The organism is Micromonospora sp. NPDC092111 (assembly GCF_044755745.1).
Lineage (GTDB): Bacteria > Actinomycetota > Actinomycetes > Mycobacteriales > Micromonosporaceae > Micromonospora.
In genome coordinates this window covers 218,352-235,281 of the sequence record NZ_JBIVRQ010000007.1, presented here as the reverse complement: position 1 = coordinate 235,281, position 16,930 = coordinate 218,352, and the positions used below count along the sequence as shown (strand labels likewise).

16 protein-coding genes and 1 pseudogene are annotated in these 16,930 nt (G+C 73.4%); 12 read left to right on the top strand and 5 right to left on the bottom strand.

Going from position 1 to position 16,930, the window contains the following annotated elements; translation table 11 throughout:
* Window positions 1-151 precede the first annotated feature (151 nt).
* A complete protein-coding gene (locus ACIQG9_RS16950) occupies window positions 152-709 on the top strand; it encodes an XRE family transcriptional regulator (protein ID WP_400402975.1) in 558 nt (185 codons plus the stop codon).
* A 305-nt stretch (window positions 710-1,014) separates the two neighbouring features.
* Here the strand turns inward: ACIQG9_RS16950 and ACIQG9_RS16945 are convergent, their stop codons facing one another.
* Window positions 1,015-1,797, bottom strand: a complete 783-nt coding sequence (locus tag ACIQG9_RS16945; RefSeq protein WP_400402972.1) for an exodeoxyribonuclease III — start codon at window positions 1,795-1,797, stop codon at window positions 1,015-1,017.
* Window positions 1,798-1,951: 154 nt separating this feature from the next.
* The gene (locus ACIQG9_RS16940) at window positions 1,952-2,872 is read right to left on the bottom strand and encodes a proteasome assembly chaperone family protein (RefSeq protein WP_400402969.1); all 921 of its coding nucleotides are present in this window, start codon (window positions 2,870-2,872) and stop codon (window positions 1,952-1,954) included.
* A gap of 593 nt (window positions 2,873-3,465) precedes the next feature.
* Between ACIQG9_RS16940 and ACIQG9_RS16935 the strand changes: the two genes are divergently transcribed.
* The 3 genes from ACIQG9_RS16935 (at window position 3,466) to ACIQG9_RS16925 (ending at window position 5,235) form a co-directional block, all read left to right on the top strand.
* A complete protein-coding gene (locus ACIQG9_RS16935; protein ID WP_400402967.1) occupies window positions 3,466-4,173 on the top strand; it encodes a hypothetical protein in 708 nt (235 codons plus the stop codon).
* A gap of 73 nt (window positions 4,174-4,246) precedes the next feature.
* Complete coding sequence (locus ACIQG9_RS16930; RefSeq protein ID WP_400402966.1) at window positions 4,247-4,396, top strand: hypothetical protein; 150 nt, start codon at window positions 4,247-4,249, stop codon at window positions 4,394-4,396.
* A gap of 137 nt (window positions 4,397-4,533) precedes the next feature.
* Window positions 4,534-5,235 carry an EcsC family protein gene (locus tag ACIQG9_RS16925; protein WP_400403228.1) on the top strand — a complete coding sequence of 234 codons (702 nt, stop codon included), beginning with the start codon at window positions 4,534-4,536 and terminating at the stop codon, window positions 5,233-5,235.
* A 91-nt stretch (window positions 5,236-5,326) separates the two neighbouring features.
* Here the strand turns inward: ACIQG9_RS16925 and ACIQG9_RS16920 are convergent, their stop codons facing one another.
* Together ACIQG9_RS16920 and ACIQG9_RS16915 are read right to left on the bottom strand one after the other, a co-directional pair.
* Entirely contained in the window at window positions 5,327-6,181 is an 855-nt protein-coding gene (locus ACIQG9_RS16920; RefSeq protein ID WP_400402964.1) for a GDSL-type esterase/lipase family protein, read from the bottom strand.
* Between the two features lie 132 nt (window positions 6,182-6,313).
* Complete coding sequence (locus tag ACIQG9_RS16915) at window positions 6,314-6,919, bottom strand: antibiotic biosynthesis monooxygenase (RefSeq protein ID WP_400402962.1); 606 nt, start codon at window positions 6,917-6,919, stop codon at window positions 6,314-6,316.
* A 181-nt stretch (window positions 6,920-7,100) separates the two neighbouring features.
* Here ACIQG9_RS16915 and ACIQG9_RS16910 point away from each other — a divergent pair, with 181 nt between their 5' ends.
* From ACIQG9_RS16910 to ACIQG9_RS16880, 7 genes and pseudogenes are all read left to right on the top strand, one after another.
* Entirely contained in the window at window positions 7,101-7,364 is a 264-nt protein-coding gene (locus ACIQG9_RS16910; RefSeq protein WP_400402960.1) for a DUF6343 family protein, read from the top strand.
* A gap of 12 nt (window positions 7,365-7,376) precedes the next feature.
* A complete protein-coding gene (locus ACIQG9_RS16905) occupies window positions 7,377-8,789 on the top strand; it encodes an NADP-dependent succinic semialdehyde dehydrogenase (RefSeq protein ID WP_400402958.1) in 1,413 nt (470 codons plus the stop codon).
* A 50-nt stretch (window positions 8,790-8,839) separates the two neighbouring features.
* A complete protein-coding gene (locus ACIQG9_RS16900; protein WP_400402957.1) occupies window positions 8,840-9,805 on the top strand; it encodes a TIGR03885 family FMN-dependent LLM class oxidoreductase in 966 nt (321 codons plus the stop codon).
* 35 nt (window positions 9,806-9,840) lie between these two features.
* On the top strand, window positions 9,841-11,418 hold the full coding sequence (locus tag ACIQG9_RS16895) for a Na+/H+ antiporter (protein ID WP_400402955.1): 1,578 nt from the start codon (window positions 9,841-9,843) through the stop codon (window positions 11,416-11,418).
* Window positions 11,418-11,675, top strand: a complete 258-nt coding sequence (locus ACIQG9_RS16890; RefSeq protein ID WP_400402953.1) for a UBP-type zinc finger domain-containing protein — start codon at window positions 11,418-11,420, stop codon at window positions 11,673-11,675. The genes ACIQG9_RS16895 and ACIQG9_RS16890 overlap by 1 nt, the downstream gene beginning before the upstream one ends.
* 49 nt (window positions 11,676-11,724) lie before the next feature.
* A pseudogene (locus ACIQG9_RS16885) lies at window positions 11,725-12,276 on the top strand (snapalysin family zinc-dependent metalloprotease); the annotation flags it as partial.
* Window positions 12,277-12,327: 51 nt separating this feature from the next.
* Window positions 12,328-13,038, top strand: a complete 711-nt coding sequence (locus ACIQG9_RS16880; protein WP_400403226.1) for a S1 family peptidase — start codon at window positions 12,328-12,330, stop codon at window positions 13,036-13,038.
* Between the two features lie 207 nt (window positions 13,039-13,245).
* On the opposite strand, the gene ACIQG9_RS16875 is transcribed toward ACIQG9_RS16880, so the two are convergent.
* The gene (locus ACIQG9_RS16875) at window positions 13,246-15,855 is read right to left on the bottom strand and encodes a glycoside hydrolase family 9 protein (protein WP_400403224.1); all 2,610 of its coding nucleotides are present in this window, start codon (window positions 15,853-15,855) and stop codon (window positions 13,246-13,248) included.
* Between the two features lie 293 nt (window positions 15,856-16,148).
* Here ACIQG9_RS16875 and ACIQG9_RS16870 point away from each other — a divergent pair, with 293 nt between their 5' ends.
* Window positions 16,149-16,874, top strand: coding sequence for a PP2C family protein-serine/threonine phosphatase (locus ACIQG9_RS16870; RefSeq protein ID WP_400402951.1), 726 nt, complete (start codon window positions 16,149-16,151; stop codon window positions 16,872-16,874).
* Window positions 16,875-16,930: the final 56 nt, after the last annotated feature.

The window sequence follows — 16,930 nt, the reverse complement described above, 5'->3', positions numbered from 1 at the left end:
ACGCGCTCGCCACCGCAGGTCTGACGGTCGGCGAGCTTGCGGCCCGCTGCGACGTCGATGCGAAAACCGTTGAGCGGTGGGTCAGCCGGGTCGGATTCCACACCCACGGTCGCGGGTGCGGGCGGCCGGGGTCCTAGGTAAAGATGAAGACGTGCTGTGGCCTGAATCTGTTCGCCGCGCGATCAAGCTGGGCGCAGACCGCGAGTTGGTCGGCGTCTACTCGCGGCGCTCTGACCTACCCCGCTCGCTCTTCCGGGGTCTGATCGAGGGGGCGCAGCACCGACTGTGGTTCGGCGGTTACACGAGTTATTTCGTCTGGCTCGGAGTGCCACACGCGGCCGAGACCATCGGCGCGAAGGCCCAGGCAGGAGCAGACGTGCGCTTCCTCCTGGGCGACTCGGCCAGTCCGGTCACCACCAGCCGGGACCAGATCGAGGCGACGCCCCTCAACCTCGCAACGCGGATCGCCATGACGCAGGCCGAAATCGCTAAGTCGCCGGTCCCTCTGCCCGTCCGGCTGTCTGACCGGCATATCGCGATGTCGGTCTGGGTTTTCGACAACGACGCGGTCGTGGCGACCCACATCGGCGGCGCGCTAGGGCAGGATTCGGTCACTCTGCACCTTCGGCGCAGGGAGGGCGACGGGCCGTTCAGCCGGTATGTCGAGCACTTCGAGACCCTATGGGCCGACGCTGACGGCGTGACGTAGCAACTGGGAGCACTCCGTCACTCCCGCGCCGCTCTTCCGCACCCGGCATCACCTCCGCGTCACCAGGCGTACCCGCAGACGCCCCCGGCGGCGGGCTATCTCGCGTTTACACGGCCACGTCAGGCTGAACCCATTCGGGCGATACGCGGGTGTCGACCGGCGCGCGGTGCCCTCGCGCCGGGGCCTTCCGGGCGGTGATCCGGTGTACGAAGATCGCCACCAACGCGCGCCGGTCCGCCAGCGATGCCGCGTGCCACCACGACCCCGGCCCGATCGGGTCGCCGCCGAGCTCGCCTAGCCACTGCTCAATCGGGCACGTCGGCGTCGACCACGATCGGGGCGTGGTCGGAGGGAGCCTTGCCCTTGCGGGCCTCCCGGTCGACGTACGCCGAGCGGACCGTCTCGGCCAGCGGCGCGGAGGCGTACACCAGGTCGATCCGCATGCCCTTGTTCTGGTGGAACATGCCGGCCCGGTAGTCCCAGTAGGTGTACGGGTGCGGCCCCTTCATCGGGGTGGGCACCACGTCGCTGAGCCCGAGGTCGCGCAGCGCGGCCAGGGCGGCCCGCTCGGCCGGGGTGACGTGGGTCGAGGTGGCGAAGAGCGCCGGGTCCCAGACGTCGGCGTCGGTCGGCGCGACGTTGAAGTCGCCGCAGACGGCGACCGGGCCGCCGGTGGCCAGCTCCGGTGCCAGCGCGTCACGCAGCGCCGCGAACCAGGCCAGCTTGTACGCGTAGTGCGGGTCGTCGGGTGCCCGGCCGTTCGGCACGTACACCGACCAGACCCGGACCCCGCCGCAGCTCGCCGAGATGGCCCGTGCCTCCGGCGCGGGGAAGCCCGGTTCGCCGGGGAAGCCGACGGCGACGTCGGCCAGGCCGGCGCGGGACAGGATCGCCACCCCGTTCCACCGGCCGTCGCTGTGGCTGGCCACCTCGTAGCCCAGCGCGCCGACCTCGGCGACCGGGAAGGCCCCGTCGGGGCACTTGGTCTCCTGGAGGCAGACCACGTCCGGGTCGGTGGCGGCCAGCCAGTCCAGCAGTCGGGGTAGCCGGGCCTTCACCGAGTTCACGTTCCAGGTCGCCAGGCGCATGTCACCAGCCTGCCGCATCCGGGCCCGGCCCGCCGGGCAGGCGGGGGCGAGTGTCGCCGCGCAGGGCCGGGAGGCGGTGGCGCGGGCGGTCCGACGGCGAGGGACGGCGGCGACCCCGTCGCGGGTCGCCGCCGTCCGCTCACCGGCTGCCCGGTCAGGCGCCCGGGGTGTCCCCGGGGCGGGTCTGCTCGGCCAGGAAGCGTTCCAGCTCCGCGCCCAGTTCGTCGGCGGTGGGCAGCGGCCCGGTCTCGGCGGCGAGCAGGTTCTTCTCGCCCCGGCCCCGGGCGAACGCGTCGTACTGCTCCTCCAGGGCACGCACCAGGGTGGCGGCCTCGTCGGTCTGCGCGACCTGGCGGTCGATCTCGACCCGGACCACCTCGGCGGCGGCGCGCAGGCCGTCGTTGGGCAGCAGCAGCCCGGTGCTGCGGGACACCGAGGAGAGCAGCACCTCGGCGGCGGCCGGGTACTCGGTCTGGGCGACGTAGTGCGGGACGTGGGCGGCGAAGCCGAGGGCGTCCCGGCCGGCCTCGCCGAGCCGGTACTCCAGCAGGTGCCCGACGCTGCCGGGGACCTGCACCCGCTGCAACCACGGCTCGTAGCCGGCGATCAGCTCCCGGCGGGTGGCGTGCGCGGTCACCCCGGTGGGCCGGGTGTGCGGGACGGCCATCGGGATCGAGTTGAGCCCGACGGTGAGCCGGACGTCGAGCCGGGCGGCGACCGCGCTGACGGCGGCCACGAAGCGTTCCCACTGTAGGTCCGGCTCCGGGCCGGTGAGCAGCAGGAACGGCGTCTCGTCGTCGTCGCGCAGCAGGTGCAGGGCCAGTTCGGGCGCGTCGTAGTGCTCCCAGCGGTCCTCGACGAAGGTCATCACCGGGCGGCGGGACCGGTAGTCGAAGAGCTGGTCGACGTCGAAGGTGGCGATCGGGCGGGCGTCCAGCGAGCCGAGTAGCTGCTCCCGGGCCAGGCGGGAGGCGCTGCCGGCGTCGACGAAGCCGGTGAGCGCCTGGATCAGCACCGGCTGACCGAGGTCGGGCAGATCGTCGGTGAGCTGGTACAGCTCGTGTGGGTCGAGCACCGGTCGGACCTCCTGAGGAAACGCGCGTACGGGCGGCCGTGCGCACACGGCACCCGGTTCGGGGAACGTACCCGCCGCCGGTATCCATTCCATCAGTGGGCGAGTCGTGGCCAAACCCGATGATCAAACCCGGATGAAGTCCTCAATTCGGCGATCATCCAGGGTGCCACCGGGTCGGACGGTTCCGATCGGATCCCCCGAAAGGTGGACATGGTGGATCATGGGACCGGGTGGGGAGGTCTGCGCCGTCGAGCACGCCGGGCGGCGCGACCCGACGCGGCTGACCGGGATGCCCGCTACGCGCGGTGTGCGACCGTGGGCACCTGGCCGGGGCCGGGCGTCCGCTTGTGGTGGGGTGGATTGTGACGAGGGCCACTCCGTGACGGTGGGTGACCGGCAGGAGGCCTGCCTAGCCTCGTCGGATGCGTGACGACGACACCATCGACGACCAGGACGCCCCCGTGGGCACGACTGGCCTTTCGGACGATACCCCCTCGTCCGTTCAGGTTGGCGTTCTCCGTAACCCCCGCTCTCTCCGTACCCGTCTCGGCGGGCTGGCTAACCCCCTGACCCGCCGTCCGGCCGGTACCCGGGTGGCGCTGGCCACCGGGGTGCTCTGCTGCCTCGGCGCCACCGCCTTCGCCGGCGTGCAGGCCCTGCCCACCGACCGCGCCGACCGGATCGGCACCGAGGCCGCGCTCACCGAGCGCGCGCCGCAGGCCGCGTCGCGCGGGGAGGCCCGCACCCCGGTCGGCACCGTCCCGAGCCCGGCCGCCGCCAGCCCGACCGCCGCCCCGTCGCCCACCCCGACCGCGACGGCCAAGCCCAAGCCGAAGCCCAAACCCAAACCGAAGCCCAAGCGGATCTACCCGGTGGCCGGCCTCGACCAGGCCCAGATGGACAACGCCAAGACGATCGTCAGGGCCGGGCAGAAGATGGGCGTGCCCCGCCGGGGGCTGGTCATCGCGGTGGCCACCGCGATGCAGGAGAGCAACCTCTACAACTACGCCAGCGGCGTGCTGCCCGAGTCGCAGGAGTACCCGCACCAGGCGATCGGCTGGGACCACGACTCGGTCGGCCTCTTCCAGCAGCGGCCCAGCAGCGGCTGGGGCGAGGTCGGCCAGCTCATGGACCCCGAGTACGCCACCCAGGCGTTCCTCGGCGCGTTGCAGGAGATCCCCGGCTGGGAGGACCTGCCGCTCACCGTCGCCGCGCAGGCCGTGCAGGTCTCCGCGTACCCGGACCTCTACGCCCAGCACGAGTGGCGGGCGGTCGAGGTGGTCGGCGCCATCCTGGCCTGACCGGACACAATGGACGGTTGTCGGTTGCCGTGAGCGGGTACACATGACGGAGGACACCTGATCGGAGGACGACATGTCAGCACTGATGCAGCGGATCAGCGCCTTCCTGCGCTCGCCCAGGGGGCAGCAGTTGGTCGACCGGGGCCGGCGTGAGCTGGCCAAGCCGGCGAACCAGGCCCGGCTCAGGCAGGCGGCCAGCAAGCTGTCGGGCCGCCGCCGCTGACCACCTCTCCGCCGACGCCACCCCCGGGAGCCCCCGTGACCGACGCCGCGCCCGCCGCCGACGAACCCACCGTCCCCACGCCGCCGGTCGCCCCGGCCCCGGCGGCCACCCCGGCCCCGGCCCCTGCCCCGGCGCCCGTGGCTCCGGCCCCGGTGCCGGTCGGTGACGCCCCCGAGGCGCCGCCGGCGCGGCTCTGGGACCGGATGCGGGACGACCCGCAGTACGCGCCGGAGCATCTCGCCCTGGAGGCGGTCCGGCGGCTCGGTCCGGAGGCGGCGCAGTGGGCCGCCCGGATCCGGGCCGAGCGGCCCGACGTCACCGCCGACGAACTGGCCGAGCAGGCGGTCCGGCGGTTCGTCAACCGGGCCCGCCTCTCCGGGGCGGTCTCCGGGGCGGCCGGGTTGCCGGGCGCCGTGATCGACGTGGGCGTGCTGGCCTGGACCCAGGCCCGGTTGGTGCTGCACGTCGCCGCCGCGTACGGGGTCGACCCGGTGCATCCGGACCGGGCCACCGACCTGCTCGTGTTGCAGAAGGTGCACAAGGCTGCCGAGGCGGCCCGGCTGGCGCTGGGCGTCGCGGCCGGCCGGGAGCGCGCCGGCGCGCTGTTCGGCCACGCGGCGCAGCACCCGCTCGGCCGGGTGATGCTGCAACTGGGGGTCCGGTTGGCCCGGATGGCCGGGGTGCGGGCGGCGAAGCGGATGTTCGCCAAGGTCGTCCCGGGCGCCGCGATCATCCTCGGCACCTGGGCCAACTCGTCGGCAACCAAGGACCTCGCCGAGCGGGCCCGAGCGCTCTACCGGCAGGGCCGGGGCGGGGTGCCGCAGCCGCGCCGTCCCTGACCCGTCGACCTGCTCCGCCGCGTCCGGTCCGCCGGGCGCGGCGGAACCGCGTCCCGGCCGGCGGGCCAGGCCCGGGGACGGTCGACGGTGCTCAGAGTCGCCAGCCGGCGGCCGTGAAGGTCACCTCGGCGAGCCGGTTCTGCCCGGCGACGTTGGGGTGGAACCAGTCCAGGGCGTTGACCTCGTCCAGGCTGAACCGCACCCGGTGGACCGCCCCGCCGTCGTAGCGGCAGCGCGACCCGTACGCCCGGCAGGCCGCCTTGAGTTGGGTGTTGTAGGCGTCGATCCGGTCGGCGAAGCGGGTCCGGCGGGCCCGGTCGGCCGGCGCGTCCGAGGTGGGGTTCGCCAGCAGGGCCGGGCAGATGCCGGCCTTCCAGACCCGGACCGCGCGGGACTCGGTGTGCCCGACCTCCCAGAGCCGGTTCAGGTCCGGGATGCTGGTGACCAGGACCCGGGCCTTCGGGCGGCCGTCGCGGAGCACCCGCAGCGCCCGGTCCACCTCGGTACGGAAGGTGGCGGCCGGGGTCATCCGGTCGATGTCGTCGCGGCAGGCGTCGTTCGCGCCGATCAGCACGGTGACGTAGTCGGCCTTGTCGCGGACGGCGGCGCCGGCCTGCCCGGCGAGCGCGTCGGCGCGGGCCCCCGGGGCGGCGTGGTTGCGGGCCCGGCCCCGGACCGGCGCGCCGGCGTCGAGCAGTCGCTGGTAGTGGCTGTCCACCCGGATGCCGTCCCCGGTGGACCAGGAGTTGCGCTGGCACGAGGTGAGCACCAGGCAGGAGCCGAAGCCGGTGGTGATCGAGTCGCCGAGGGCGGCCATGCTGCCGGGCAGCCCGGTCGGGGTCGACCCCCCGGGGGTCGGGCGGGGAGTGGCTCCGCCGCCCTCCTCGCAGGCGAGCGCGGCCAGCGCCAGCAGGCAGGCCACGGCGGCGACCCAGCGTCGAGGCATGCGTCTTCCCCCGGTCTGACGGCGCAGAGCGACAGCGTGGTCACTCTACGGTCCGGACGGGATGGAATGGGCCGCCCGTGTCGACTTCCGGGCAGATTAAAAATCCAGAAACATAAATCTGTTAGGGATGGTTCAGCGGGCCGTCCGCCACGGTGCCCGCTGCCCGTGCAGCCACCAGTGCAGGGCCCGGGTGATCCGGGGCAACACCAGGTAGGTCATCAACGGGGTGAGGCAGAGCGTCATCAGCAGCGTCCGGGCGGCCAGCGGCACCCCGCCGATGAACCGGGCGGTGAGCAGGGTCGCGGTCAGGCTGAGCGGAAAGAACGCCAGCCAGATCGTCACCGCCTGCTTCCACCGGGGCGGTGTGACCGGGCCGCCCTCGGCAGCCGGCGTCAGGGTCTCCACCACGTGGTCGACCGGCGGCTCGAACCAGCCCTCGATGCCGGTGCGGCGTTCCACCCGGCGGTGTTCGACGATGCCCTGCGCGGAGGTCAGCCACCAGTGCCGCTGCGGGGACTCCTCCCAGCGGCGCAGCGTCTCGTGGTCGGCGAAGCGGTAGAGCATGTGCCACTCGGGCGAGCCGGGCGCGTTCTGCACCCAGCCGGCGCCGAGAAAACCGGGGAAGCCCTCGGCCAGCGCGGTACCGGCCCGCATCCACGCCACCATCTCACCGGTGCGCGCGGGATCGGCCCGCCGGGCGATCGCGACGGTCACCGGCACCGCGTGGGTCATGGTCATGCCCTCATCCTCCCCGCCGCCGCCGGTCGCCGCGCACGGTTGTAACGCAACCCACCGGGCCGACCGTCCGGGGCGTACCCGGGGCGTGGCCGGGATCACCCGGCTGCCCGGCGGTGGGCGGCCGGGCGATCCGGGCGCCCGGAGCCGGTTAGCCGGGTCCGTGCGGGGGTAGCCCGGGACGATGACGAGATCGCAGCCCCGGCGGGCCCGTGGCACGGTCGGCCACGCGTACAGCGCGCTGAACCTCCGGCTCGCGCTGGCCCTGTTCGGCCTGGTCACCATGACCGTCTTCGCGGTCCTGGCGTTCTGGGCCGGCGTGTCGTGGCTGGGCGTCGTCTGCGCGTTGTTCGCCGTCGTGGCCGTGGTCGACCTGGTCGTCATCCAGCGTCGCCGGGCCGCCCGACGCCGTGAGGAGCCGGGCGCACGGCACTCACTCTTCGAGTGACAGGAGTACGAGATGGCCATCGCCACCACCAACCCCGCCACCGGTGAGGTGCTCAAGTCGTACGACCCGATGTCGACCGAGCAGATCGACGCCGCCATCGAGCGGGCCGACCTCGCCTTCCACGAGCTGCGCCGGACGACGTTCGCGCAGCGGGCGCAGTGGCTGAACACCGCGGCCGACCTGCTCGACGCCGAGCGCGACGAGACCGCCCGGCTGATGACCACCGAGATGGGCAAGACGTACGTCGCGGCGAAGGCCGAGGTGACCAAGTGCGCGGCGGCCTGCCGGTTCTACGCCGCCCACGCCGAGCGGATGCTCGCCGACGAGCCCGCCGACGCCGGGGCGGTCACGGCGAAGCGGGCGTTCGTCCGCTACCAGCCGATCGGGCCGGTGCTCGCGGTGATGCCGTGGAATTTCCCGCTCTGGCAGGTGCTGCGGTTCGCCGCCCCGGCCCTGATGGCGGGCAACACCGGCCTGCTCAAGCATGCCTCCAACGTGCCGCAGACCGCGCTCTACCTGGAGGAGGTGTTCCGCCGGGCCGGTTTCCCCGAGGGCGCGTTCACCACCCTGCTGGTCGGCTCGGACGCGGTCGACCGGATCCTCAGCGATCCCCGGGTCCGCGCCGCCACCCTGACCGGCAGCGAGCGGGCCGGCCGGTCGATCGGCCAGATCGCCGGCCGGGAACTGAAGAAGACGGTGCTGGAACTGGGCGGCAGCGACCCGTTCGTGGTGATGCCCTCGGCCGACGTGGACCGGGCCGCCGAGGTGGCCACCACCGCCCGCTGCCAGAACAACGGCCAGTCCTGCATCGCGGCCAAGCGGTTCATCGTGCACACCGACGTCTTCGACGCCTTCGCCGAGAGGTTCGCCGCGAACATGGCCGCGCTGCGGGTCGGTGACCCGATGGACGAGAACACCGATGTCGGCCCGCTGGCCAGCTCCGGCGGCCGGGACGAGGTCGACGCCCAGGTGCAGGACGCGGTGGACCACGGGGCGACGGTGCTCTGCGGCGGGCAGAAGCCGTCCGGCGACGGCTGGTACTACCCGCCGACCGTGGTCACCGACCTGAACCCGCAGATGCGGATGTGGTCCGAGGAGGTCTTCGGGCCGGTCGCCGGGCTCTACCGGGTGTCGTCGTACGCGGAGGCGATCGAGGTGGCCAACGGCACCCCCTTCGGCCTGGGCTCGAACGCCTGGACCACCGACCCGGCCGAGCAGGAGCGCTTCGCCGACGACCTGGACGCCGGCAACGTGTTCGTCAACGGCATGACCACCTCCTACCCCGAGCTGCCGTTCGGCGGGGTGCGGAACTCCGGCTACGGCCGGGAGCTGTCGGCGGTCGGCATGCGGGAGTTCTGCAACACCAAGACCGTCTGGGTGGGGGACGGCGCCGCCTCGGCGGGGGCCGGCGCGCACGCCGAGTAGCAGCCGGGCGCGGCTTTAGCCGGACCCCGTCATGGGTACGGAAGGACGCCATGACGGTGTTCGGCTTCCACGCCTCCCACGAACAGATCCACCCGAGCCGGCTGCTGGCGGCGGTGATCCACGCCGAGCGGGCCGGCTTCGACGCCGCCATGTCCTCGGACCACTTCTCCCCGTGGAGCGCCCGGCAGGGCCAGTCCGGCTTCGCCTGGTCCTGGCTCGGCGCCGCGCTCCAGGCCACCGGGCTGCCCTTCGGCGTGGTCAACGCCCCCGGGCAGCGCTACCACCCGGCGATCATCGCGCAGGCCATCGGCACCCTGGGCGCGATGTACCCGGGCCGGTTCTGGGCGGCGTTGGGCACCGGCGAGGCGAGCAACGAGCACATCACCGGTGAGGGCTGGCCCCGCAAGGACGTCCGGGCCGCGCGGCTGCGCGAGTGCGTGGACGTGATCCGGGCGCTGCTGGCCGGCGAGGAGGTCAGCCACGACGGCCTGGTCCGGGTGGACCGGGCCCGGCTGTGGACCCGGCCGGCGGAGCCGCCCGCCCTGATCGGGGCGGCGGTCAGCGTGGCCACCGCACGCTGGTGCGCCGAGTGGGCGGACGGCCTGATCACCGTCAACGCGCCGACCGCGCACCTGCGGCGGATGATCGACGCCTACCGGGACGCCGGCGGGCGCGGGCCGCTGCACCTCCAGGTGCACGTGAGCTGGGCCCCGGAGCAGGCCGAGGCGGAGGCGGTGGCGTACGAGCAGTGGCGCAGCAACGTCTTCGCGCCGCCGGTCTGCTGGGACCTGGACACCGCCGAGCACTTCGACATGGTCAGCGAGCAGGTGCCGTTGGCGAGGGTGGCCGAGGTGGTCAACGTCTCCGCCGACCTGGGCCGGCACGTCGGCTGGCTCGCCGAGTACGTCGAGCTGGGCTTCGACCAGATCGCCCTGCACCACGTCGGGCAGGAGCAGCGCGCCTTCGTCGACGCGTTCGGTGCCGAGGTGCTGCCGAAACTGCGTGCCGCCGGGTGATCACGCCGGCCCACCCGTACGCCTAGGCTCCTCCCATGGAGGCTCTGTTCGAGGTCGTGGTCTTCCTGGCGATCGCGACCTTCGGTGCCGCGCTGGCCCGCCGGCTCGGTCTGCTCGCACCGATCCTGCTGGTGGTGCTCGGCCTCGGGCTCTCCTTCCTGCCCGGCTTCCCGCACGTCCGGCTCGACCCGGACCTGGTGCTGGTGGGCATCCTGCCGCCGCTGCTCTACGTGGCGGCGCTGGAGACCTCGGTGCCGGCGTTCCGGCTCAACCTGCGGCCGATCCTGCTGCTCGCGGTGGGGCTGGTGCTCTTCACCGCCTTCGTGGTGGGGACCGTGGTGCACCTGCTCCTGCCCGAGTTGCCGTACGCGATCTGCCTGGCGCTGGGCGCGGTGGTGGCACCGCCGGACGCGGTCGCCGCCACGGCGGTGGCCCGGCGGGTCGGCCTGCCCCGGCGGGTGGTGACCATCCTGGAGGGGGAGAGCCTGGTCAACGACGCCACCGCGCTGGTGCTGCTGCGGGTGGCGATCGTCGCGGCCACCGCGACCGCCGGCCGGGTCGGGGTGGGCGACGTGGCCCGGGAGGTGCTGGTCGCCGCCGGCGGCGGCATCCTGTTCGGGCTGCTCGGGGTGGTGGTCTTCGGGTACCTGCACAAACGGATCACCGACCCGGTGCTGGACAACGCGCTGTCGCTGATCGTGCCGTTCGCGGTGGTCTTCGCCGCCGAGGAGGTGCACGCCTCCGGGGTGGTGGCGGTGGTGGTGACCGGGCTGGGCATCGGGCACAAGCTGCCGCTGCTGATGTCGGCCGCCTCCCGGCTCCAGGTCGCCGCGTTCTGGCGGCTCGCCCGGTTCCTGCTGGAGGGGCTGGTCTTCCTGCTGGTCGGCCTGCAACTGCCCGAGGTGCTCCAGGACCTCGACGAGCCGACCGGGCGGCTGGTGGGGATCACCGTGGCGGTGCTGGCGGCGGTCTTCCTGTCCCGGTTCGTGTGGATCTTCCCGGCCGCCTACCTGACCCGGCTGGTGCCCCGGGTCCGGCAGCGGGACCCGGTCCCGCCGGTGCAGTTCCCGATCGTCATCGGCTGGGCCGGGATGCGTGGCGTGGTGACGCTGGCCGCCGCGCTGGGTCTGCCGCTCACCCTCGCCGGGGACCAGCCGTACCAGCGGGCGCTGCTCATCTGGCTGGCGTTCGCGGTGATCGTGGCGACCCTGGTCGGTCAGGGGGCCACCCTGCCCTGGGTGGCCCGCCGGTTGCGGCTGCCGCCGGACGACCCGGTGCAGGACGCGCTCTCCGCCGCGGCCGTGCAGCAGCAGGCCAGCAAGGCGGCCCGGGAGCGGCTGGACGAACTGGCGCAGGGAGCGCCCCCGGCCGTCGTGGAGCGGCTGCGCGGCCTGGTGCAGAGCCGCACCAACCTGGCCTGGGAGCGGCTCGGCGGCTCCGACCGGGAGACCCCCTCCCGGGCGTACGGTCGGCTGCGGCAGGAGATGATCGACGCCGAGCGGGAGGTCTTCCGGGCCGCCCGTGACGCCGGGAGGATCCCCGAGGAGGTGCTGGTGCGGGCCTATCGTGACCTGGACCTGGAGGAGTCGTTGCTGCGACCGGAGGCCGACTGATGAGCTGCCAGCACCTGGCGGGGGCGGGCACCGCCGAGCCCGCCGTCGCCGATGCCTGCCCGGACTGCGTCGCGCTCGGCAACGACGACTGGGTGCACCTGCGGGCCTGCCTGGGCTGCGGGCACGTGGGCTGCTGCGACTCGTCGCCGTACCAGCACGCGACCAGGCACTTCGAGTCGACCGGACATCCGGTGATGCGTTCGGTCCAGCCGGGGGAGACCTGGCGCTGGTGCTTCGTCGACGAGGAGATCGGCTGACCGGTGCGCTCCGGCTGACCGGTGCGTCCCGCTGGCCCGGGCGGGTCAGATGTGGCGGCCGAAGGCCCGGCGGGCGCGACACCTGTCACAGCGGTATGACGTAGCCGCTATTCGACCAGGCTGCGACCATCCCCTTAACATCAATGAATATCTATTGATGGGAGGTCGGATGATCCGACGACGACAGTTCTCGCGTACCGCCGGGACCCTGCTGGCGCTCGTGCTCACGGCGACCGGCGTGGTCGCCGGGGTCGGCACCGCCGCGTCCGCCGCGGCGCGGACCGTCTACTACGACGCGAGCCGGGCCGGGGAGTTCCGCACCAACTTCGACCAGGCCGCGACGATCTGGAACAGCTCGGTGACCAACGTGCGGCTGGCCCCCCGCACGCCGGGCAACATCACCATCTACGTCGACACCGGCTGGCCCCGGGCGCAGACGACCAGCCTGGGCAACGGCCGGGTCTGGATGGGTACCCAGGCCGTCGACCAGGGGTACGACCGGACCCGGATCGCCACCCACGAGATCGGCCACATCCTCGGCCTGCCGGACAACCGCACCGGCCTCTGCACCGACCTGATGTCGGGTAGCAGCGCCCCGGTCTCGTGCCGCAACGCGCAGCCGAGCGCGGCCGAGGCGTCCCGGGTCAACTCGCTGTTCGCCGGGGCGCTCGCCGCGCCGGCCGCCGGCGCCACCTACGTCTGGAACGGCGGCGACGACGTCGTGCCGACCATCGTCGGCGGCGGTACGGTCACCGAGAACTACCCGTGGCTGGTCTACGTCTCCGGCTGCACCGGCACGCTGATCAAGGCAAACTGGGCGGTCACCGCCAAGCACTGCTCGACCCCGTCGTCGGTCCGGGTGGGCAGCACCAACCGCACCAGCGGCGGCACGGTGGTCAGCGTCTCCCGCGCCGTCAACCACCCGTCCATCGACGTCAAGCTGCTGCAACTGGCCAGCTCGGTCAGCTACGCCCCCGCGCCGATCCCCACCACGTCCGGTGCGGTCGGTACCGCCACCCGGATCATCGGCTGGGGCCAGAGCTGCGCCACCCCCGGCTGCGGCTCCGCGCCGACGGTCGCCCGGGAGTTGGACACGTCGATCGTGGCCGACAGCCGGTGCAGCGGGATCGACGCCACCTACGAGATCTGCACCAACAACACCGGTGGCGTCGCGGGCGCCTGCTACGGCGACTCCGGTGGCCCGCAGGTGCGCAAGGTCAACGGGGTGTGGAACCTGATCGGCGCGACCAGCCGGGCCGGCAACAACAGCTCGACCTGCGCCACCGGCCCGTCCATCTACGAGGACCTGCCGTCGATCCGTACCTGGATCAACACCCAGGTGGGCGGCCTGCCCGTCGCCTGAGCGCCACCCGTCACCGGGCGCCCGCTCCTCCCGCAACGGGAGCGGGCGCCCTCGCGGGTGCGGTCGAGCCGATCACCGCCACGTCGTGGCCCACCGGTGCCGGGAACTCGGTACCACCGGTGGGTCGGGCAGCGCCGGGCGGTCGGGGCGACCGCCCGGCGCCGCGGACCCCGGGTGGCAGCCCGGGGCCCGAGTGGCGGGTGGTGCTCAGGACACCGTGCACGCGCCGCCGTTGACGGTGATCAGCTCGGGTGCCGGATTGGCCAGCGTGCCCGTCCGGCTCAGCAGGCCGAAGGTGACGCTGCCGCCGGGTGCGATCTTCGCGTTGTACGACTCGTTGCGCGCGGTCACCGTGGCCCCGGCCTGGCTGACCTTCGCCGTCCACGCCTGGGTGACCTGCTGGTCGCCGGTGAAGGCGTACCGGACGGTCCAGCCGTTGATCGCGGCGGTGCCGGTGTTGCGGACGGTGACCTGGGTGTTCGAGCCGTCCGGCCAGGTGCCGTGGACCTGGTAGGTCACCGCGCAGGTGCGTGGCGCGACCGCCGTGGCCGCACCCTGGTCGGCGAGGAACGAGGCGAGCCAGGCCAGCGCCGAGTTCCAGTTGATCGCCACCTCGTTGGTCGCGTACGAGTTGATGTCGTCGACGTAGCAGAACATCGGGGCGCAGCCGTTGAGCAGCTGCGCGGCGTACGGGTCCTGGAGAGCGGCGTTCGGGCCACCGGCGAGCGAGCCGGCCGGCGGGTTCGGCAGGGACGGGTCGAGCTGGCGGCCGAAGATCCGGCTGTGCTGGTGGTGCGCGTTCTGCTCGCCCCAGCCGGTCACGTACGACATGTTCAGCGCGTTGCGGCCGAGCAGGTAGTCGGTCGCCTGCACCGCCCCGTCCCGGTACTTCGCGTCCCGGCTCAGGTCGAAGGCGGTGGCCAGCACGACCGTGTTGTTGATGACGTTGCTGTTGCTGCCCCAGACGTAGCTGCCCGCGTCGCCCGGCATCGGCAGCCCGTACGCCTGGGCGCGCAGCGCCGTCAGGTAGCGGTCGGCGGCGTCGGTCACCGAGGCGCGGATCCGCGCCCGGTCGGCGGCCGGCAGGCCGTTGGGCACGGTGGCCAGGTCGAGCCGGCCGAGCGCCGCCACGCTCTGCCAGCCGAACGCCCCGGCCGCGCCGAAGACGTCCCCGGTGTGCAGCGCCGAGCCGGTCAGGTCGTCCAGGTACGCCTTCTTGCCGGTGGTCAGGTACAACTCCACCGCCGCCCAGTAGAACTCGTCGGTGACGTTGTTGTCCTCGTACGCGCCGCCGCCGGTGCCGTCGTTGACGCTGGCGTAGATCGCCGGGTGGGCCTTCGCGGCGGCGTACGCGGTCGACGCGGCGGTGCCGCAGCGGGCGGCGAACGGCGCGTCGTACGGGGCGAAGAGGCGGGCGCACTGGGCGGCGACGGCGGCCAGGTTGAGCGTGGCGGCGGTCGACGGCGGATGCAGCTCACGCGGCTGCGGGTCGTCCTGCGGGGCGAGCGGCAGGCCGGTCCACGCCCTGTCGTGGATCTTGTGGTGGGCCATCCCGGCCAGCGGCTTGCCGGCCGGCACCTGCATGCGCAGCAGGAACTCGATCTCCCAGCGCGCCTCGTCGAGGATGTCCGGCACCGCGTTGCCGCGCTCGGGCACCCGCAGCGTCGAGTCGCCGAGCGCCGCGCCGCCGGCGGCGGTCTCCGCGGTCTTCGTCCGCTCGAAGGCGCTCAGTAGCTGGTAGGCGGCGATGCCGCCGTTGACCACGTACTTGCCGTGGTCACCCGCGTCGTACCAGCCGCCCCGCACGTCGAGGGAGTAGTCGCAGACCCCGGGCTGGCACGGCACGGCGGTGTCGCCCTGGTTGGGGGCGACGCCGAGGTGGCCCGCCGGGCGGGCGTACTCCTCGCCGATCAGGTCACCGTCGATCGCGATGCCGCTGCGCTGGGCGTAGAAGAACTGGAGCGAGTCGGCGCGCAGCCGGTCGTAGAGGTCGCCGGAGATGTCGAACGGGTGGCTGGTCTCGCCGTCGGCGACCAGCGTGTAGCCGGTGCCCGGCCGTTGGTAGGTGGAGAAGTCGATGGTCTGCACGGGCTGCCCGGAGGCGGCGTCGACCCCGCGTGGGGTGCTCTGGCCGCTGGCCACCACCGCGCCGGCGGCGGAGCGGAGCTGCCAGGGCAGCGCCTCGGTCGACGGGGTCACCACGGTGGCGTTCTTCGGGCCGCCGGGCAGGTAGCCGACCTGGTTGACCCGGACCCGGGGGCCGGTGTCCGGCACGTACGGCGGGGCGGCCTCGCCGCCGCGCAGCGAGACGTTGTCCAGGCAGAGCCGCTGTTCGGCGGCGGTCCCACCGACCTGGAAGATGAGCTGCGCGTTGGGGTTGTCGTCCGGGACGGTGAACGTCTGCTCGACCCGCTGGGTCTCGGTGCCGGCGACGGCGGGGACGCTCGCGTACGACGTGTAGGGGGCGGTGCCGAGCTGGAGCACGGCGGTGACCCTGGCCCCGGGGGCGGACGAGATGTCGAAGCCCAGCCGGTACTCGGCTCCGGCGTTGAGTCGCACCCCGTCGTGGCCGATGCCGGCGTCCCAGGGGTTGGCCAGGCCGCCGGGGACGGTGGTGCAGAGCCGGCCGTCGACGATGTCGAGCGCGCCGGTGCCGTAGGAGAACCAGGGCGTGACGCCCTCGCTGAAGTCGCCGTTGCTGATCTGTTCGGGGGCGTCCGGCGGGACCTCGGCGCGGGCCACGCCGGCGCCGGCGCCGGTGATGACCAGGGTGGTCGCTGCCAGCACCGCGAGGTGCCGCCGGCGTCGTCGGGTCAGGATCACGGGGATTCCTTTCCGGGCGGAAGGGGGAGTGGTGGGGGTGTGATCATGCTGGGAGCGCTCCCAGCATCAGTCCGATGTTTCCAGCGCGTCTCGCCCGTGTCAATCGATTCGACTGAATGACCTTCGCGGCGGCCGACCGCCCGTCCGGTGCCCCGCCGGCCCGCCGTCCGGTGCCCCGCCGGCCCGCGCCGGTGGAGCGCCGGCCGGCAGTGAGATTCGCCGCGCCACGCGCAGTCGTCCTGATCTCCTAGAGACAACAACGCCCTTCGCCTGGCAGGCTGCCTCCCATGACCCTGAAGCTTCGTTCCGTCGGGACGAGCGACCGTGGGCTGATCCGGAGCGGAAACCAGGACGCCCTGCACTCCGGTGCCTGGCTCGTCGCCGTCGCCGACGGCATGGGCGGGATGGCGGCCGGCGACCTGGCCAGCCGGATCGCCATCGACGCGGTCGCCCCCCTCGACCTGGAGACCCCCGAGGACGCCCTGGTGGCCGCCCTGCAGAGTGGCATCGAACTGGCCACCACGCGGATCCACCAGGCGGTCGAGGAGGACCCGGAACGGCAGGGCATGGGCACCACGCTGACCGCCCTGCTCTTCGCCCGGACGGGAAGCTGCCTGGCCCTGGCGCACGTGGGCGACTCCCGGGCGTACCTGTTCCGCGACGGCACCCTCAAGCAGGTCACCCGGGACGACACCTTCGTCCAGATGCTGGTCGACCAGGGCGTGATCAGCCCCGACGAGGCGTCCAGCCACCCCCGGCGCGCCGTGGTCACCCAGGCGTTGCAGGGTGAGGAGGTCTCCCCGTCGTACGCGACCATGGTTCCCCGGGACGGCGACCGGTGGCTGCTGTGCAGCGACGGCCTCTCCAACGTGGTCCGCCCGGACACCCTCGCCGAAGTGCTCCGCGAGACCCCGGACCGGGACGGCTGCGCCCGGCGCCTGATCGACCTGGCCCTGCGGGCCGGCGGCCCCGACAACGTCACCGTGCTCATCGCCGACGTCGTCGACGAGTAGCCCACCAACCAGCCGCCGCCCGGCCGACGCCGGGGCTGCGCGACACGCGCCACCGG